Below are 15,626 nucleotides of genomic sequence, written 5' to 3' on the forward strand. Positions count from 1 at the left end.
GAAAGCTTCTTTGTTGTGCCTGATTTTTTCTTGCGCTTAGACATCGTTGGCTATTCTTGGCCTTTTTGTCTATTATACCCCAAAAAATCCCGTTTTATCCCGCTTTTTGACTACTTAATTGCAAGGCATTTGCCCAACCTCTCCTTGCTAGTAGGTGCAGAGGTATGGATTGGCTGTAAGACTTGGGGTTTTATCTTAATTAGGCACAATGGCTCCATAATCTATCTGCAGCCAGATAATATATTGGTAAAAATAAGGTTAATTGATGATTAAGTCAATATTCTGATTGACAGATGCGTGTTACTGCTTGTATATCTTGACTTGTAACCTCAGTTACCAAGTTTTCTTACTTTATGCTTGCTCTCGACATACCCCACAGTCCTTCCGGTTCAGAACTGACCAAGGCTAAACAAGTCTTAGTGGTGGAAGACGAAGAACTAATCCGAGAAATGATCGTCCTAGCCCTGCAAGAAGAAGGTTACGAGGTTTTAACTGCTTCGGACGGCGCTACAGCTTTGACTATGCTTCAGGATAGCGATCACACTGGTTACTCTGTGGATTTGCTCATATTAGACCTAATGCTACCTCAGGTGAATGGTTTAGATCTGTGTCGGTTGCTACGTTATCGAGGAAATCCCATTCCGATCATGATTCTTAGTGCCAAAGCTAGTGAAACAGATCGGGTTTTAGGTTTGGAAGTTGGTGCAGACGACTACCTCACTAAACCGTTCAGTATGCGGGAGTTGATTGCTCGTTGCCGAGCCTTAATTCGTCGCCAACACTTGAATGGTATCACTCCAACACCCGTCCAGCAATTCCGAGAGATCAAGCTGTACCCCCAAGAGTGTCGGGTGACGGTTCGGGGAGAAGACGTTAATTTATCTCCCAAGGAGTTTCGACTTTTGGAGTTATTTATTAATAATCCCCGCCGAGTTTGGTCTCGGGACCAATTAATTGATCAAGTATGGGGAATGGATTTTGTGGGAGATACTAAAACAGTGGATGTTCATATTCGCTGGTTACGGGAAAAATTAGAAGAAGACCCCAGTAAACCAGAATACCTGATCACTGTAAGGGGTTTTGGTTATCGCTTTGGATAAATAATGAAGGATAGAGAAAGAATAGATAAAGGATAGATAAAGAATAGATAAAGGATAGATAAAGGACAGATAAAAAATCAAGAATCAAGGATAAATAATCAATGAAATATGAAGGAAAGATAAAGGATAAAGTATTATAAAGTACGAAGTCCTTTATACTTCATATTGTAAGCATTCAGCCGTTGGCCTTTGGCCACGCTACTTGAGGTGCCGTCAGCTGTCAGCCGTCAGCTGTCAGCCGTCAGCTTAAAATAAACCTATGCAGACCTATGGCCACGCTAAGCGAACGGGAGAATTTAATATTGATAGAGAAGCATGAGAATTGAAAGTATGGGTAAAAGCCCATTGCCCATAAGCTGAGAGCTGAGAGCTGAGAGCTGAGAGCTGAGAGCTGAGAGCTGAGAGCTGAGAGCTGAGAGCTGAGAGCTGAGAGCTGAGAGCTGAGAGCTGAGAGCTGAGAGCTGAGAGCTGAGAGCTGAGAGCTGAATGCTGAGAGCTGAATGCTGAGAGCTGAATGCTGAGAGCTGAATGCTTACTTCATATTTTTTTTTATTATGACCCTCCTAGCATTTTTACTAGGTCTGGCTTTGGGAATTGGGCTGTGGCTGTGGCAGCAGCGCCAACTCAAACAACGGCTACAGCAAATGTTGGGAACACTACAGGTGGATGCTACCAGCAACTCATTGTCAGCAGTTTCTCGTTTGCGGCAAGCGATCGCAAGAGCCAATCATCAACGAGAAGAGATGGAGCAGGAACTGCAAACCTGGCAAGAATTACTTCAGGTAGCACCCTTAGGTTATTTTCTGGTGGATGAAGAAAACCAGTTACTATGGTGCAACCAGCAAGCACGTCAGTTATTACATATTCATGACTGGGAATCAGGAGAAATCCGGTTATTCCTGGAGTGGGTGCGTTCCTACGAATTAGATCAGCTGATTCAAACTACCCGTCAGCAGCAGCAACCTGGGATCTGTGAATGGGTATTTCACCCCAGTTGCTTAAAGGGGGATGCCATGGGTGAAATGCGATCGCTTTATCTAAGAGCTTCCAGTTGGCCCTTACCCCAGAAACAAGTTGGTGTGTTTCTCGAAAATCAACAACCTTTGGTAGAACTGGCTGAGTCTCGCAACCAGTGGTTTGGGGATTTAGCCCACGAACTCAGAACCCCGTTAACCTCCATTAGTTTAGTGGCGGAAACGTTACAGAGTCGTCTGGAGGCTCAGGAAAGCCGCTGGGTGGAGAAAATGCTCGCAGAAGTCAAACGGCTGATTCAGCTTGTGGAAGATTGGCTGGAAATTAGTAAACTCAAGCAAGACCCCACCCTACATCTTAACTGTCAATCCATAGAACTAAAGAGTTTAATTTTTAGGGTCTGGCAAACCCTAGAACTCCTAGCCCAACAGAAGAACTTAACCCTTGCCTATCATGGACCCAATCAATTGTATCTGGAAGCTGATCCCTCTCGCCTGACTCAGGTGTTTCTAAATTTATTTGACAACAGTATTAAACACAGCCCACCTCAGGCTGCTATTAGAGTTGAGGTTAATGCTATATCTTCCCACAAGGCGTTGGAATGCGATACTTGGATTCAAATTAAGGTGATCGACGCAGGAGATGGTTTTGCCGAGTCAGATTTACCCCGTGTCTTTGAGCGACTTTACCGGGGAGATCACTCAAGAGCCAGAGACCAGAGTAATTATAGTAATGGAGAGCCATTACCTGTGCGTGGTGGCAGTGGTCTAGGACTATCCATTGTGCAGCAAATTATTGAGGCTCACGGTGGCTCTATCCTAGCCACCAATCACTGGGAAACAGGTGGTGCCTGTATAGAAATTGCACTTCCAGATACCACCAAAGGTTGATTAAATTTGCTATTACTAAGTGTTATACTACCATATCCTGCTCGCCCAATCATCAGCTGCCTGTCATGAACCCTTTTCGCCAATGTGCTGGTAGGTTGAAGGTTGAAGGTTGAAGGTTGAAGGTTGAAGGTTGAAGGTTGAAGGTTAAATGTTAAAGGTTGAAGGTTGAAGGTTGAAGGGTGTTCGCCCTTGGGGTTCCTGTAGGGTAGGTTGAAGGTTTAATAACCTGTAACCTGTAACCAGCTAACCTGTAACCAGCTAACCTGTAACCAGCTAACCTGTAACCAGCTAACCTGTAACCAGCTAACTTTCAACCAGCTAACCTGTAACCAGCTAACCTGTAACCAGCTAACCTGTAACCAGCTAACCTGTAACTGGCTAACCTGTAACTGGCTAACCAGCTAACCTGTAACCAGCTAACCTGTAACCAGTTAACCTGTAACCAGTTAACAGCATGAACCCAAGCCCTAAACCCTAAACCCTTCATCGAAATACTGCCTGCTAATTTGTTTACCGGAAGGATGGGAGCGATCGCATCTAATCTTGATGTGCTGTTGGGCAGTTATTTATGTTACGGCAAAGCTTTCTTCCCCATGCATAAATATATATAAATCACAGGGGCTTCCAGCCTTCCCTTAGCAACCCCTATTTCCTGGTGAGTTTATCTTCTGCTAATAGTTCTGTCAGCAACATGTCTGAGCGTTCACACTTCCAGCGCTCCCTGAAGCGTTTGGCACAAGATGTTTTGCGTATGGGGGCTCTGGTAGAGCAATCTTTTAGACTAAGTCATCAAGCCCTGTTTGAGCGCAATCTCGAGACTGCCCAACATCTTGCCTCTCTTGATAAGCGCATTGATGGCTACTATCACCAAATTGAGATGGAATGTGTCACGTTAATGGCTCTGCAATCTCCCGTTGCCCAAGATTTACGGCTTCTGAGTGCCTTTATGCAACTAGTACGAGACTTAGAGCGCATTGGTGATTATGCTGAAGACCTGGGAGAACTATCAATAAAGCTGTTTCCTTATCCACCCCATCCCTGTATGCCAGAGGTGGAACTTATGTCTCATCATGCCCAAGCTATGCTGGCAACAAGTTTAAAAGCCCTAGCGGATTTAGATGCCATTGCTGGGCAAACGGTCAAAAAGCTGGACGATACAGTAGACGATGCCTATGACCAACTGTATCAAACCTTGGCCAGTCAGCGGGATATCAAGGGTGTTGTTGAACCAATTCTTTTACTAGGACTAGTGATTCGCCATTTAGAACGAATGGCTGACCATGCTACCAATATTGGTCAACGAGTCTCTTATATTGTCACTGGTCAACGTTCAGGAGTTACTCCTAGGCGTTAGGTTCACTGGTTAGATAGCAATCCGATCTGAGTTTTTAAATACCAGAACAAGCCAAGAGGGTAAAGATGGGTAAGAATCTGAAGCCCTTGCTTGTTGACGTTGCAATTAGGATTGCTATATCATATCTTAGCTAAATAAGATGCTAGCCGTGACATACTCCCACACGCTCATCGAAGATTACAGTGTGGGCTTCTTACCAACTCCAGCCATCACTATCGGCTTTCGCCGACGCGGGGCGCGTTCGGATACACGGGTTACTTTATTAACGACACGGGATGCCCCGACCCACCGGAACAATACAATGAGTTCTATTTTTTAGGCACGTAAGTGGCTGACTTGCCCAGCATTTAAGGCCGTAGGCCACGCTACGCGAACGGCTTTGTTTATCAGTACATATATTATAGCAATTTTATAATACCCTGTGCAAAATTCATCCCACACCTATGCTAAGCATTAGGTGTGGGATGAATTTTGCCGGACAGCTAAACATAAAAGCATCTTTCTTAACCTGATTATTACCAAAGCCTTACCTCCCCTTCAACCTCAAGCCGTATAATCTAGAGCGCACAGACAACGATTGCTCTGTTGCTTAAAAGGATTGGTATCGTAAGTCACTACAATCGAGTATTTTTCTCGAAAAGCTAGCTCCCCTGATCACACAAAAAATGATATGCTAATCCAGAGTTGTCCTATAACTAACGAATTGTAGTGGTTATAGGAAAAAATTGCGGACTGCATTGAGTCCAAGAGTGTTGTCTACTAGGTGTGAGGTTGATTGACAAAGGATGTCAACAATTTTTTGGAATACTATCAAATATAGTCCCGCTGTGCTAGGGGCTTCGCTGCTGGTGGCTAACAATACCTATGCTGCTCCCAGCCTTGAGGAATCTTCTACTGAAACTCAAGTGGCTCCACAAGAGCTAACGGTTGCCCAGGCTACGGGTGAGTCTAACTCGGAAATTTTAAAACAAATCAATATCTACAACAACCAGGGCACAAATGTAGATTCGATAGACCAGGTCACCAGTGTTTCCCAACTGCGGGACGTATCTCCTGGTGACTGGGCTTATGAAGCTTTGCGCTCTCTGGTAGAACGGTATGGCTGTATTGCTGGTTATCCTAACCGCACATTCCGTGGAAACCGGGCAACTACCCGTTATGAGTTTGCGGCTGGTTTGAATGCTTGCTTGAACCAAATTGAGCGGTTAATTGCGGCGAGCACAGCGGACTTTATTACCAGGGAAGACTTGGAAACCCTGCAACGGCTGATTCAAGAGTTTGAAGCAGAACTGGCTACCCTAGGGGCACGGGTGGATAACTTAGAAGGTCGGGTGGCTTTCCTAGAAGACCATCAGTTCTCCACCACCACCAAACTCAAAGGGGAAGTTCTGTTTACCTTTGCTGGTGCCTTTGGGGAAGAACAAGCTGAAGCTGAAGAAAGGCGATTAGATGGAGATGACGAAGACGATGATGATGACGAAGAAGCTCAGGAAGGCATTGATGAAAACATTACCTTCAGCAACAGGGTACGTCTGAACTTCGATACCAGTTTCACCGGTAAAGACCGGTTGAGAACTCGTTTGCAGGCAGGGAACTTTACTAGGCTCAGTAGTGTGACTGGTACCGACATGGCTCGCTTGGGTCATGATGCCGGTGGTGGCAACGATGTGGAAATTACTGAATTGCACTACCGCTTCCCCATTGGTAAGAAATTAAGGGCTTATGTGGGAACCACTGGCCTGGACTTGCATGACATTTTCAACCCGACCAACCCCATCCTGGCAAGCAGTGGCAGTGGTGGCTTATCCCGGTTTATCCGCCGTAACCCCCTAACTCATCGGGGAGTAACCGGAACTGGTGGCGGTTTCACCTATAAATTTAGTGATGCCTTGAAACTATCAGTACTTTATTTGGCTGATGATGGTGATGCTTCTAATCCCGGTGAGGGCTTAGGATTGTTCAATGGTGCCTATAGCGCTGGTGCTCAACTGGGTATTTCCCCCATTGATAATTTGGATCTATCTTTGACCTACGTCCGTAGTTACCAGCCAGGAGACAGTGTCAATCTTTCGGGTAGCACTGGTAGTGAACTGGCCCAGGAACCATTCGGTAATACGGCTACCTCTGCCAATCGCTTAGGAGCACAAGCCAGTTTGCGCCTGACCGAACAAATTCACATCGGCGGTTGGTTTGGTTATATTGATGCTGAAGCAGAAGATGATAATGGTACGGTAGAAGAAGGTGACAATGCTGACATCTTCACTTGGCTAGCCACCCTGTCTTTCATTGATTTAGGCAAAGAGGGAGCTGTGTTCAGTATTGCCGGGGGTGTGCCACCTAAGGCTACCGAAATTGATGGTACCGAACAAGAAGATGAAGATACTTCCTACCTGGTTGAGGCACAGTACAAATTCCCCATTAGCAAGAACATCCTGATTACTCCAGGAGCCTACGTGATTTTCAATCCTAATCACGATGAAGGCAATGATACGATTTGGGTTGGAGCCATCCGTACCACCTTTAAGTTCTAAGTAAAAATACTAGGTACAAATTCTAGGTATTGCTATCAGCTATCTGCTGTGATTTATCAGCAGATAGCTGACTAGTTTAGGAGAAGTCACAAGTCACAAGTCACAAGTCAAACTCTTGCGCTTACAAAGGGTGTGAGACTTTTGTCATGTCCTAACTGCCCTGTCTTGATGCAGTCGCTCATGGGGAGGGGCTGTGTGCGGAACCTGCGTCCGCACCTGTCTTGATGCAGTCGCTCATGGGGGAAACCCCCAAGACCGCGCTGCATCGCTGTAAGCCCCGTGGAAACCCCCAAGACCGCTTAGGTGCGCTTTCCGCATTAAGAATTAAATTCGCCACGGGTCGCACCTCTGCATCGCTGGCGACTGCTGTATCGTAAGTGACTAAAATCGAGGATGAGTATCTTTCTCGAAAAATCACAAAAAAAATGATATGCTAATCCAGAGTTGTCCTATAACTAACGAATTTTCGTGGTTGTAGGACAAAGTGGCGGACTGCATTGAGTCCAAGAGTGTTGTCTACTAGGTGTGAGGTTGATTGAGAAAAGATGTCAACAAGTTTTTGGAATACGATCAAATATAGTCCCGCTTTGCTAGGGGCTTCACTGCTGGTGGCTAACAGTGCCTATGGTGCTCCCAGCCTGGAGGAATCTTCTACTGAAACTAAAGTGGCTCCACAAGAGCTAACCGTTGCCCAGGCTACGGGTGAGTCTAACTCGGAAATTCTACAACAAATCAATATCTACAACAACCAGGGCACGGATGTAGATTCGATAGACCAGGTCACCAGTGTTTCCCAACTGCGGGATGTATCTCCTGGAGACTGGGCTTATGAAGCTTTGCGCTCTCTGGTAGAACGGTATGGCTGTATTGCTGGTTATCCTAACCGCACATTCCGTGGAAACCGGGCAACTACCCGTTATGAGTTTGCGGCTGGTTTGAATGCTTGCTTGAACCAGATTGAGCGGTTAATTGCAGCTAGCACCGCTGATTTTATTACCCGGGAAGACTTGGAAACCCTGCAACGGCTGATTCAAGAGTTTGAAGCCGAATTGGCTACCCTAGGGGCACGGGTGGATAACCTAGAAGGTCGGGTGGCTTTCCTAGAAGACCATCAGTTCTCCACCACCACTAAACTCAAAGGGGAGGTTCTGTTTACCTTCGCTGGTGCATTTGGGGAAAAACAAGCTGATGATGATGTCAGGGGAGAAATAGATGATGATGATGAGAATCAGGTTGGCATTGATGAAAACATTACCTTAAGTAACCGGGTACGTCTGATTTTCGATACCAGCTTCACTGGTAAAGACCGGTTGAGAACTCGTTTGCAGGCAGGGAACTTTACTAAGCTCAGTGGTGATGTCACTGGTACCGACATGGCTCGCTTGGGTCATGATGCGGATGGTGGCAATGATGTGGAAATTACTAAGTTGTACTACCGTTTCCCCATTGGTACAAAATTCACGGCTTATGTGGGCACCGCTGACCTTGACATAGATGACATTTTCGACCCCACCAACCCCTGGCTGGAAAGCAGTGGCAGTGGTGCCTTATCCCGGTTTAACCGCCGTAACCCCGTAACCTATCGCGGGCCAGAGGGAGCTGGTGGCGGTTTCACCTATAAATTTAGTGATGCCCTGAGTCTATCACTGCTTTATCTAGCTGACGGGGATGATGCTCCAAGTCCTGCTCAGAAAGATGGACTTTTCAATGGTGCCTATAGCGCTGGTGCTCAACTGGGTATTTCACCCATTGATAACTTGGAGTTATCTTTGACCTACGTCCGTAGCTACCAGCCAGGAGGCGATGTCAACCTTTCCGGTAGCACTGGGAGTAGCCTTGCCAAGGAGCCCTTCGGCGAGGAGGTGGCTACCTCTGCCAATCGCTTTGGAGCACAAGCCAGTTTTCGCCTGACCGAACAAATTCACATCGGCGGTTGGTTTGGTTATATTGATGCGATCGCTGAAGATGATTTTATTCACGAGAATGGTGAGATTGTTGAAGAGGGTGACAATGCTGACATTTTCACTTGGGCAGCCAACCTGTCTTTCATTGATTTAGGCAAAGAGGGAGCTGTGTTCAGTATTGCTGGAGGTGTGCCACCTAGGGCTACCGAAATTGATGGTACTGATGCAGAAGATGATGATACTTCTTACCTAATTGAAGCACAGTACAAATTCCCCATCACCAACAACATCATGATTACTCCAGGAGCCTACGTGATTTTCAATCCTAATCACGATGATGACAATGATACGATTTGGGTTGGAGCCATCCGTACCACCTTTAAGTTCTAGGTAATAATTCTAGGGTTTGCGATCAGCTATCTGCTGTAATTTATTAGCAGATAGCTGATTAGTTTAGGAGAAGTCAGAAGTCAGAAGTCAAACTCTTGCGCTTACTTAGGTTTGAGACTTTTGTCATTTCCTATAAGTTCTAGGGTTTTATTTTTATTTAAAAATTCTAGAGTGCCCTGTCTTGATGCAGTCGCTCATGGGGAGGGGCTGTGTGCGGAACCTGCGTCCGCACCTGTCTTGATGCAGTCGCTCATGGGGGAAACCCCCAAGACCGCGCTGCATCGCTGTAAGCCCCGTGGAAACCCCCAAGACCGCTTAGGTGCGCTTTCCGCATTAAGAATTAAATTCGCCACGGGTCGCACCTCTGCATCGCTGGCGACTACTATATCATAAGTGACTACAATCGAGGATGAGTATCTTTCTCGAAAGATCACAAAAAATGATATGCTAATCCAGAGTTGTCCTAGACATAACTAATTCTAGTGGTTAAGATAAAGGGTTGGGGACTAATTTGAGTCCAAGAGTATAATCTACTAGGGTTGAGGTTGATTGACAAAGGATGTCAACAAGTTTTTGGAATACGATCAAATATAGCCCGGCTTTGCTAGGGGCTTCATTACTGGTGGCTAACAGCGCCTATGGTGCTCCCAAGCTTGAGGCATCTTCTACTGAAACCCTTCCGGCTCCACAAGAGCTATCGGTTGCCCAGGGTAACGGTGAGTCTAAGGGTGAGTCTAACTCGCAAATTTTAAAACAAATCAATCTCTACAACAGCAACAGTACTGATGTAGATGCCCTAGAGCAGGTGACCAGTGTTTCTCAACTGCGGGATGTATCTCCTGGTGACTGGGCCTATGAAGCTTTGCGCTCTCTGGTAGAAAGGTATGGTTGTATTGCTGGTTATCCTAACCGCACATTCCGTGGAAACCGGGCAACTACTCGTTATGAGTTTGCGGCTGGTTTAAATGCTTGCTTGAACCAGATTGAGCGGTTAATTGCGGCGAGCACCGCTGATTTTATTACCAGGGAAGACTTGGAAACCCTGCAACGGCTGATTCAAGAGTTTGAAGCAGAATTGGCTACCCTAGGGGCACGGGTGGATAACCTAGAAGGTCGAGTGGCTTTCCTAGAAGACCATCAGTTCTCTACCACCACCAAACTCCAAGGGGAGGTGATCTTTACCTTCGCTGGTGCCTTTGGGGAAGAACAAGCTGATGGTAGTGGAGATGACATTGATCAAAACATTACCTTAAGCAACCGGGTACGTTTGAACTTAAATACCAGCTTCACCGGGAAAGACCGGTTGAGAATTCGTTTGGAGGCAGGAAACTTTACTCAACTCAGTGATGTGACTGGTACCGACATGGCTCGCTTGGGTCATGATGCGGATAGTGGCAACGATGTGGAAATTCCTGACGTGTTCTACCGTTTCCCCATTGGTACAAAATTCACGGCTTATGTGGGAACATCTGGCCTTGCCTTGGATGACGTTTTTGACCCGACCAACCCGTTCCTGGAAAGCAGTGGCGTTGGTGCGTTATCCCGGTTTAATCGCCGCAACCCCGTAACCCATCGCGGACCAGAAGGAGCTGGTGGCGGTTTCACCTATCAATTTAGTGATGCCATCAATCTATCACTGCTTTATCTAGCTGATGATGGCGATGCTCCTAGTCCTGCTCAGGGAGATGGATTGTTCAATGGTGCCTATAGCGCTGGTGCTCAACTGGGTATTTCCCCGATTGATAACTTGGATTTATCTTTGACCTACGTCCGTAGCTACCAGCCAGGAGAAGATGTTAATCTTTCCGGTAGCACTGGTAGTGACCTAGCCAAGCGCCCCTTTGGCGAGACGGCTACCTCTGCTAATCGCTTAGGAGCACAAGCCAGTCTTCGCCTGACCGAACAAATTCACATCGGCGGTTGGTTTGGTTACATTGATGCGATCGCAGAAGATGATAATGGTGCGGTGTCTGAAGGTGACAATGCTGAAATCTTAACTTGGTCAGCTAACCTGTCTTTCGTGGATTTTGGCAAAGAGGGAGCTGTGCTGAGTTTTGCTGGAGGTGTGCCACCTAGGGCTACCGAAATTGATGGTACTGATGCAGAAGATGATGATACTTCTTACCTAATTGAAGCACAGTACAAATTCCCCATCACCAACAACATCATGATTACTCCAGGAGCCTACGTGATTTTCAATCCTAATCACGATGATGACAATGATACGATTTGGGTTGGAGCGATTCGTACCACCTTTAGATTCTAGGGAAACATTCTAGGTGTTGCTATCAGCTATTAGCTGTCAGTTATCAGTAGATATTGTGTAGGGTGCGTTAGGGACCTGCTAGCCATCATTTTCACGGTCGTCAGGGTTGGGATAGCTTGTCCCGTAACGCACCACTAGCTCTAAAAGCCATGTTGCTTTAGTAACAAAAACCCTGACTTCTTTTCGAGGTCGGGGTTTTTCTGCTTCGGTATCAAAATGCTAAAATTTACCCAAGATTCAGGTAATAGGTGCTCTCTATGAATGTTATTAAAATAGGGTCATTTCTATCACTGGGCATTATATTCGCACTAACCGGCAATGGGGTTAATGCCCTGCCTGGTCAGAGAACTGATCAAGTTGCTGCATGGATTAACGGTCACCCCACTCTACGACCTGGTATTGGAGATGGATTACTAGTGCGCAAGAGTGATACGGCTGGGGAACGATTTACCTTTCAAGCCACGGTCTTGCCTCCTGGTACCATCTCTTATCCAAAAGACCGGAGTACAATTCGCAGTGAACGCATTGCTATCCATGACCAAGTTAATGGGGTAACCCTCGAACGCCTGGAGGAATCCCTGCGCACTGTCTATGGTCCAAAGATTTATCGAGATTACAATAGCGCTCAGTTTGTATATACCTATCCCTCTCGAGAAATCTTAGAGTTATCACGGCGACAAAACCTACCACTGTGGTCAGCTGAACAGGGTCAACTCTTGTTAGGAGAACAATACGGCTATTGGATAGAAATAACTCAAAATGATACCGGCAAGGCTTTCATTGGGCAACTTACGGTTTTCCTGAAAGAGGATTTAGGCAAACTAGAAACAGAATTACGGGCACGGTAGGTGAGTATTAATAAGAAGGGAGTCGGGAGTCGGGAATCGGAACCCACCCCTAACCCCTCCCAGGAGGGGAACGGGAATCGGGAATCGGGAGTTTGGGAAGCATTATTACTATAAGAACCCCATCTTATATATAATTATTTGGCATTTCTTGATTCAGCAACATCCGATCTTTACCTATAACCGCATCAAGCTTAGGGGCGCGAGCAACACCTGTAGGCAAAAAGCGAACTATTAGCGATCGCGTCCGCTAGAGCGCCCTAGTTAGTAAGATATGGGATTAAGAACGATCATTTTTTGCTTGAGATCCGGAAATAACCCAGTACAACGGTTTATTTATAACTAGAACTTTCTGAAGTTGGATTAAATAATTCCCACAATCCAACAAACCCGACAAAAAAAGTATAAATGCCATAATTTATAGGATTTTTATCACAACTGTTAGCTTTAAAAGCAGCGATTACACCTTCAATAAAATGGGAGATTAGAGCAATACTTCCTAGGCACAATGCAGCATAGAGGTTACTTGGTAGAGAGCCATGGGTTAACTGTAAATAAATATACCAAATTTCTAGACCTAAAGCGCAAGTAATTAAAATAGTAGATGTTATTTTAATTAGATAAAATAATTGATTTTTCATTATTAACTGTAACTAAAAGTAGCTATAGTCTGGAGATCGGGAAATCGGGAATTCCCATCTCCCCACACTTCCCTGTAAAAAAAATACCAATTAAAGTAAGGTGGGCAAAGTTCCATTATCTAAAATACTCAAAACAACCAAACTGCTTTTGCCCACCCTACAAGCTCTAGTGCTGCTAAAAAAAATTAGTACTAATAACGGCGTGGCACCAAGTTCAGCAAAACATCAGCAATAGCCTGGGAAATTGGTAAGCCAGGGCAAAGCTCAAGCCAGAAGAATTCTCCCACTGGATTCACCTCAAGAAATACATGGCGACCATCGGGAGTTAGAATAATATCAATCGCGCCATAGTTCAACCCAAAGTAATCCATTAGCTTCAGCAACTTTTCTTCCAGATCCTGGGGCAGCTGATAGGGCTGCCAAGCGTTTAGGGAATCAACGCCCCGTCGCCGCCAGTCATAACGAGCACCTGGAAACTGTTGAGAGTCTATCGAAGCAGTGAACACTTGCTTTCCGACAATTTTCGTTCGTAACTCTAGTGCCTTAGGCAGATGTTCCTGAAAGGTCATTGGACAGAACCTTAGTCCATCCAAGTTGTCCAAATCCTCCGGTTTGACCGGATTGGTAAACACTACCTGCTCCTGTCCCTGCTGATCATAGATGGCAAAGGATGAAAGCATCTTGGTGATTATACCTGACTCACATTCTTTGGCAAATTCCACCACTGCTGCGGGATTATTGGTGGTGAGGTTAAGAGGAGTATCTATCCCGAGTTCCCGTGCTACTTTTAGCTGTAACTGCTTATTTTTGGCTTGCTCAACCACAGGGACCCGATCCAAGTGGAAGCCATCGATACTGGCAATCATACCTTGGATAGTTACACGAGATTCTTGTACAGAGGCTTGCCGCATTTGCGGATCCATGGTGCTGGGAATTCTTGCCCCCATGGCAATGCGCCGATACCAAACTGCTGAGACCTCCTGCAAATCTAGCTTTTCTTCCTCAGACTTCAGGATTAGTCTTTCTGTATTCTTACCGTCTCTATTCTTACCGTAATAGACATCTAACTGGACTTCCGTGGGAAATCGGTCAGTATCAAACCGAAAGGCTTTCCCCCCTTTTTCTTCAATGGCTTTTACCACTAGGGGAATGCTTTGGTTGTCTTGGCTATGGGTAATAATTAAAACTGTCATTGTTAATAGGAATCGGGAATCGGGAATCGGGAATCGGGAATCGGGAGTAGGGAGTAGGGAGTAGGGAGTAGGGAGAATAAACTTGTTAAGTATCAATCAAAAAGTAAAAATAACAAATTATCAAAGTTAATTATTATGAATAATTAATACCCGAAAATCACAAAATATAGCAGAAGTCAGAAGTCAGAAGTCAGAAGTCAAACTCTTGCGCTTCTTGATGCAGTCGCTCATGGGGGAAACCCCCAAGACCGCGCTGCATCGCTTACTTAGGTTTGAGACTTTTGTCATGTCCTAACTGCTCTGGCGACTGCTATATTTGCATAAACACCTATTTTTTTTTAAAAAAATTTTATATAAAACATAAATAAATCATAGTTGATATTATTTTTTAATTTATCGGGTTGATTGCACTTATGCTGTACAGTTTTTATTAAAAAAATCATTAATAATGAGAGATATTATTGCCTTAAAAATATCTTTATTATTGCCTATTGCCTGTTGCCTGTTGCCTGTTGCCTTAATTGGCAACCTCAGACAACAAGGCATCTGCGATCGCATCAGAAATGGGGTAACCTAAATCTCGCTCTAGCATGCCCCATTCGCCAGTGGGGTTAACTTCTAGGAAGACATACTCACCGTCTGGGGTGACAATCATATCAATAGCGCCATAGGTTAGTCCCAACCTTGCCATCAAAGCATTCAGGCCATGGGCAACCTGACTGGGCAATTGATCAGGTTCCCAAGCACAGTCCTCTGGTTTAGCAGACCGCCAATCCATTGTTGTTGCAGAATACCGAGAAGCATCGAGAGCCCCTACAAATAGATTTCCCGCCACGAATGTTATTCGCAACTCCCGCTGTTTAGGAATCTCCTCTTGGAAGACCATGGGGCTATAGCGCAACATTTCTGCCTCTTGGAGGTCTTCTTCTTTGACAACGCTGGTATATAGGAAAAAAGAAGAGGCTTCCATACTATAGGAAAGAGGAGTAAGCAACTTAGCCACCATCTTTCCTCCAACCTCAGCAAAAAAACCCCGCATCCGATCTGGATTATTCGTGACCAGAGTGCGGGGAACGAGCAGACCAACTTCATTGGCAATTCTGAGTTGACGTGGTTTGTTTTCTGCCTCTCGGATTCGTTCTAACCTATCTACCCAACGAGCATGGTTGAGATGATCTAAGAAACCATCAATGGTTGCTAATGATTCCCTAACGCAAGCGTCTTGGAATTGGGGAGCTAAGTCTGGGCTGACTTGTGGATGCCAGAGTCGTCGCATCCAAACCCCTTGCACGTCTTCGGTTTTAATCGACTGTCCACTATAGTCTAACTGGTAACTAAGCCCCTCGCTACTGATCCCGGCTGCTAGTTGCACCTTACTGGGAAATTGATCCGTATCGAAGCGAAAGGGTTTAGCCGATACTTTTTGGCTACTAAAGTCTACCAAAGCAGACCTTAGCTCACCAATGCAAGCTGATTACTCAGCCAGGGTGTATCTACCAAAGCTCTTAGGAATATCCCGCGAGCGCCATTGATGTCGCGT

13 protein-coding genes and 1 pseudogene are annotated in these 15,626 nt (G+C 45.6%); 8 read left to right on the forward strand and 6 right to left on the reverse strand.

Annotation, left to right across the window (positions count from 1 at the left end; genetic code table 11):
• The 5 genes from F6K64_RS36785 to F6K64_RS36805 all read left to right on the forward strand — a co-directional run.
• Positions 1-273 (forward strand): hypothetical protein (locus F6K64_RS36785; protein WP_287257119.1); only part of this gene is annotated, 273 nt, incomplete at its 5' end.
• A gap of 80 nt (positions 274-353) precedes the next feature.
• The gene (locus F6K64_RS36790; protein WP_008186390.1) at positions 354-1,100 is read left to right on the forward strand and encodes a response regulator transcription factor; all 747 of its coding nucleotides are present in this window, start codon (positions 354-356) and stop codon (positions 1,098-1,100) included.
• A 554-nt stretch (positions 1,101-1,654) separates the two neighbouring features.
• Complete coding sequence (locus F6K64_RS36795; protein ID WP_008186392.1) at positions 1,655-2,962, forward strand: sensor histidine kinase; 1,308 nt, start codon at positions 1,655-1,657, stop codon at positions 2,960-2,962.
• A 691-nt stretch (positions 2,963-3,653) separates the two neighbouring features.
• Positions 3,654-4,316: a phosphate signaling complex protein PhoU gene (phoU, locus tag F6K64_RS36800; RefSeq protein WP_008186395.1), complete on the forward strand. Its 663-nt coding sequence runs from the start codon at positions 3,654-3,656 to the stop codon at positions 4,314-4,316.
• Positions 4,317-5,101: 785 nt separating this feature from the next.
• The gene (locus F6K64_RS36805; protein WP_008186397.1) at positions 5,102-6,847 is read left to right on the forward strand and encodes an iron uptake porin; all 1,746 of its coding nucleotides are present in this window, start codon (positions 5,102-5,104) and stop codon (positions 6,845-6,847) included.
• A gap of 178 nt (positions 6,848-7,025) precedes the next feature.
• Here F6K64_RS36805 and F6K64_RS36810 read toward each other — a convergent pair whose 3' ends face one another.
• Positions 7,026-7,184 (reverse strand): hypothetical protein, encoded by a 159-nt coding sequence (locus tag F6K64_RS36810; RefSeq protein ID WP_154659802.1) that lies wholly within the window; start codon positions 7,182-7,184, stop codon positions 7,026-7,028.
• A 208-nt stretch (positions 7,185-7,392) separates the two neighbouring features.
• Between F6K64_RS36810 and F6K64_RS36815 the strand changes: the two genes are divergently transcribed.
• A complete protein-coding gene (locus F6K64_RS36815) occupies positions 7,393-9,141 on the forward strand; it encodes an iron uptake porin (protein WP_287263868.1) in 1,749 nt (582 codons plus the stop codon).
• A 194-nt stretch (positions 9,142-9,335) separates the two neighbouring features.
• Here the strand turns inward: F6K64_RS36815 and F6K64_RS36820 are convergent, their stop codons facing one another.
• The gene (locus F6K64_RS36820) at positions 9,336-9,494 is read right to left on the reverse strand and encodes a hypothetical protein (protein WP_154659802.1); all 159 of its coding nucleotides are present in this window, start codon (positions 9,492-9,494) and stop codon (positions 9,336-9,338) included.
• Positions 9,495-9,700: 206 nt separating this feature from the next.
• Between F6K64_RS36820 and F6K64_RS36825 the strand changes: the two genes are divergently transcribed.
• On the forward strand, positions 9,701-11,407 hold the full coding sequence (locus tag F6K64_RS36825) for an iron uptake porin (protein WP_008184753.1): 1,707 nt from the start codon (positions 9,701-9,703) through the stop codon (positions 11,405-11,407).
• A 257-nt stretch (positions 11,408-11,664) separates the two neighbouring features.
• Entirely contained in the window at positions 11,665-12,255 is a 591-nt protein-coding gene (locus tag F6K64_RS36830) for a hypothetical protein (RefSeq protein WP_008184755.1), read from the forward strand.
• A 329-nt stretch (positions 12,256-12,584) separates the two neighbouring features.
• Here F6K64_RS36830 and F6K64_RS36835 read toward each other — a convergent pair whose 3' ends face one another.
• The 4 genes and pseudogenes from F6K64_RS36835 to F6K64_RS39285 all read right to left on the reverse strand — a co-directional run.
• Positions 12,585-12,893, reverse strand: coding sequence for a hypothetical protein (locus tag F6K64_RS36835; RefSeq protein ID WP_008184757.1), 309 nt, complete (start codon positions 12,891-12,893; stop codon positions 12,585-12,587).
• Positions 12,894-13,084: 191 nt separating this feature from the next.
• A complete protein-coding gene (locus F6K64_RS36840; RefSeq protein WP_008184760.1) occupies positions 13,085-14,086 on the reverse strand; it encodes an MvdD family ATP-grasp ribosomal peptide maturase in 1,002 nt (333 codons plus the stop codon).
• A 517-nt stretch (positions 14,087-14,603) separates the two neighbouring features.
• Positions 14,604-15,530, reverse strand: coding sequence for an MvdC family ATP-grasp ribosomal peptide maturase (locus F6K64_RS36845; protein ID WP_008184762.1), 927 nt, complete (start codon positions 15,528-15,530; stop codon positions 14,604-14,606).
• Between the two features lie 8 nt (positions 15,531-15,538).
• Positions 15,539-15,626 (reverse strand): annotated as a pseudogene (locus F6K64_RS39285) (zinc ribbon domain-containing protein); the annotation flags it as partial.

The organism is Moorena sp. SIO3A2, assembly GCF_010672265.1.
Lineage (GTDB): Bacteria > Cyanobacteriota > Cyanobacteriia > Cyanobacteriales > Coleofasciculaceae > Moorena > Moorena producens.

What these genes read in the sequence shown, in the direction of transcription:
- F6K64_RS36790 (WP_008186390.1), top strand. Translation starts at nt 354, where the DNA reads ATGCTTGCTCTCGACATACCCCACAGTCCTTCCGGTTCAGAACTGACC.
- F6K64_RS36795 (WP_008186392.1), top strand. Translation starts at nt 1,655, where the DNA reads ATGACCCTCCTAGCATTTTTACTAGGTCTGGCTTTGGGAATTGGGCTG.
- phoU (WP_008186395.1), top strand. Translation starts at nt 3,654, where the DNA reads ATGTCTGAGCGTTCACACTTCCAGCGCTCCCTGAAGCGTTTGGCACAA.
- F6K64_RS36805 (WP_008186397.1), top strand. Translation starts at nt 5,102, where the DNA reads ATGTCAACAATTTTTTGGAATACTATCAAATATAGTCCCGCTGTGCTA.
- F6K64_RS36815 (WP_287263868.1), top strand. Translation starts at nt 7,393, where the DNA reads ATGTCAACAAGTTTTTGGAATACGATCAAATATAGTCCCGCTTTGCTA.
- F6K64_RS36825 (WP_008184753.1), top strand. Translation starts at nt 9,701, where the DNA reads ATGTCAACAAGTTTTTGGAATACGATCAAATATAGCCCGGCTTTGCTA.
- F6K64_RS36830 (WP_008184755.1), top strand. Translation starts at nt 11,665, where the DNA reads ATGAATGTTATTAAAATAGGGTCATTTCTATCACTGGGCATTATATTC.
- F6K64_RS36835 (WP_008184757.1), bottom strand. Translation starts at nt 12,893, where the DNA reads ATGAAAAATCAATTATTTTATCTAATTAAAATAACATCTACTATTTTA.
- F6K64_RS36840 (WP_008184760.1), bottom strand. Translation starts at nt 14,086, where the DNA reads ATGACAGTTTTAATTATTACCCATAGCCAAGACAACCAAAGCATTCCC.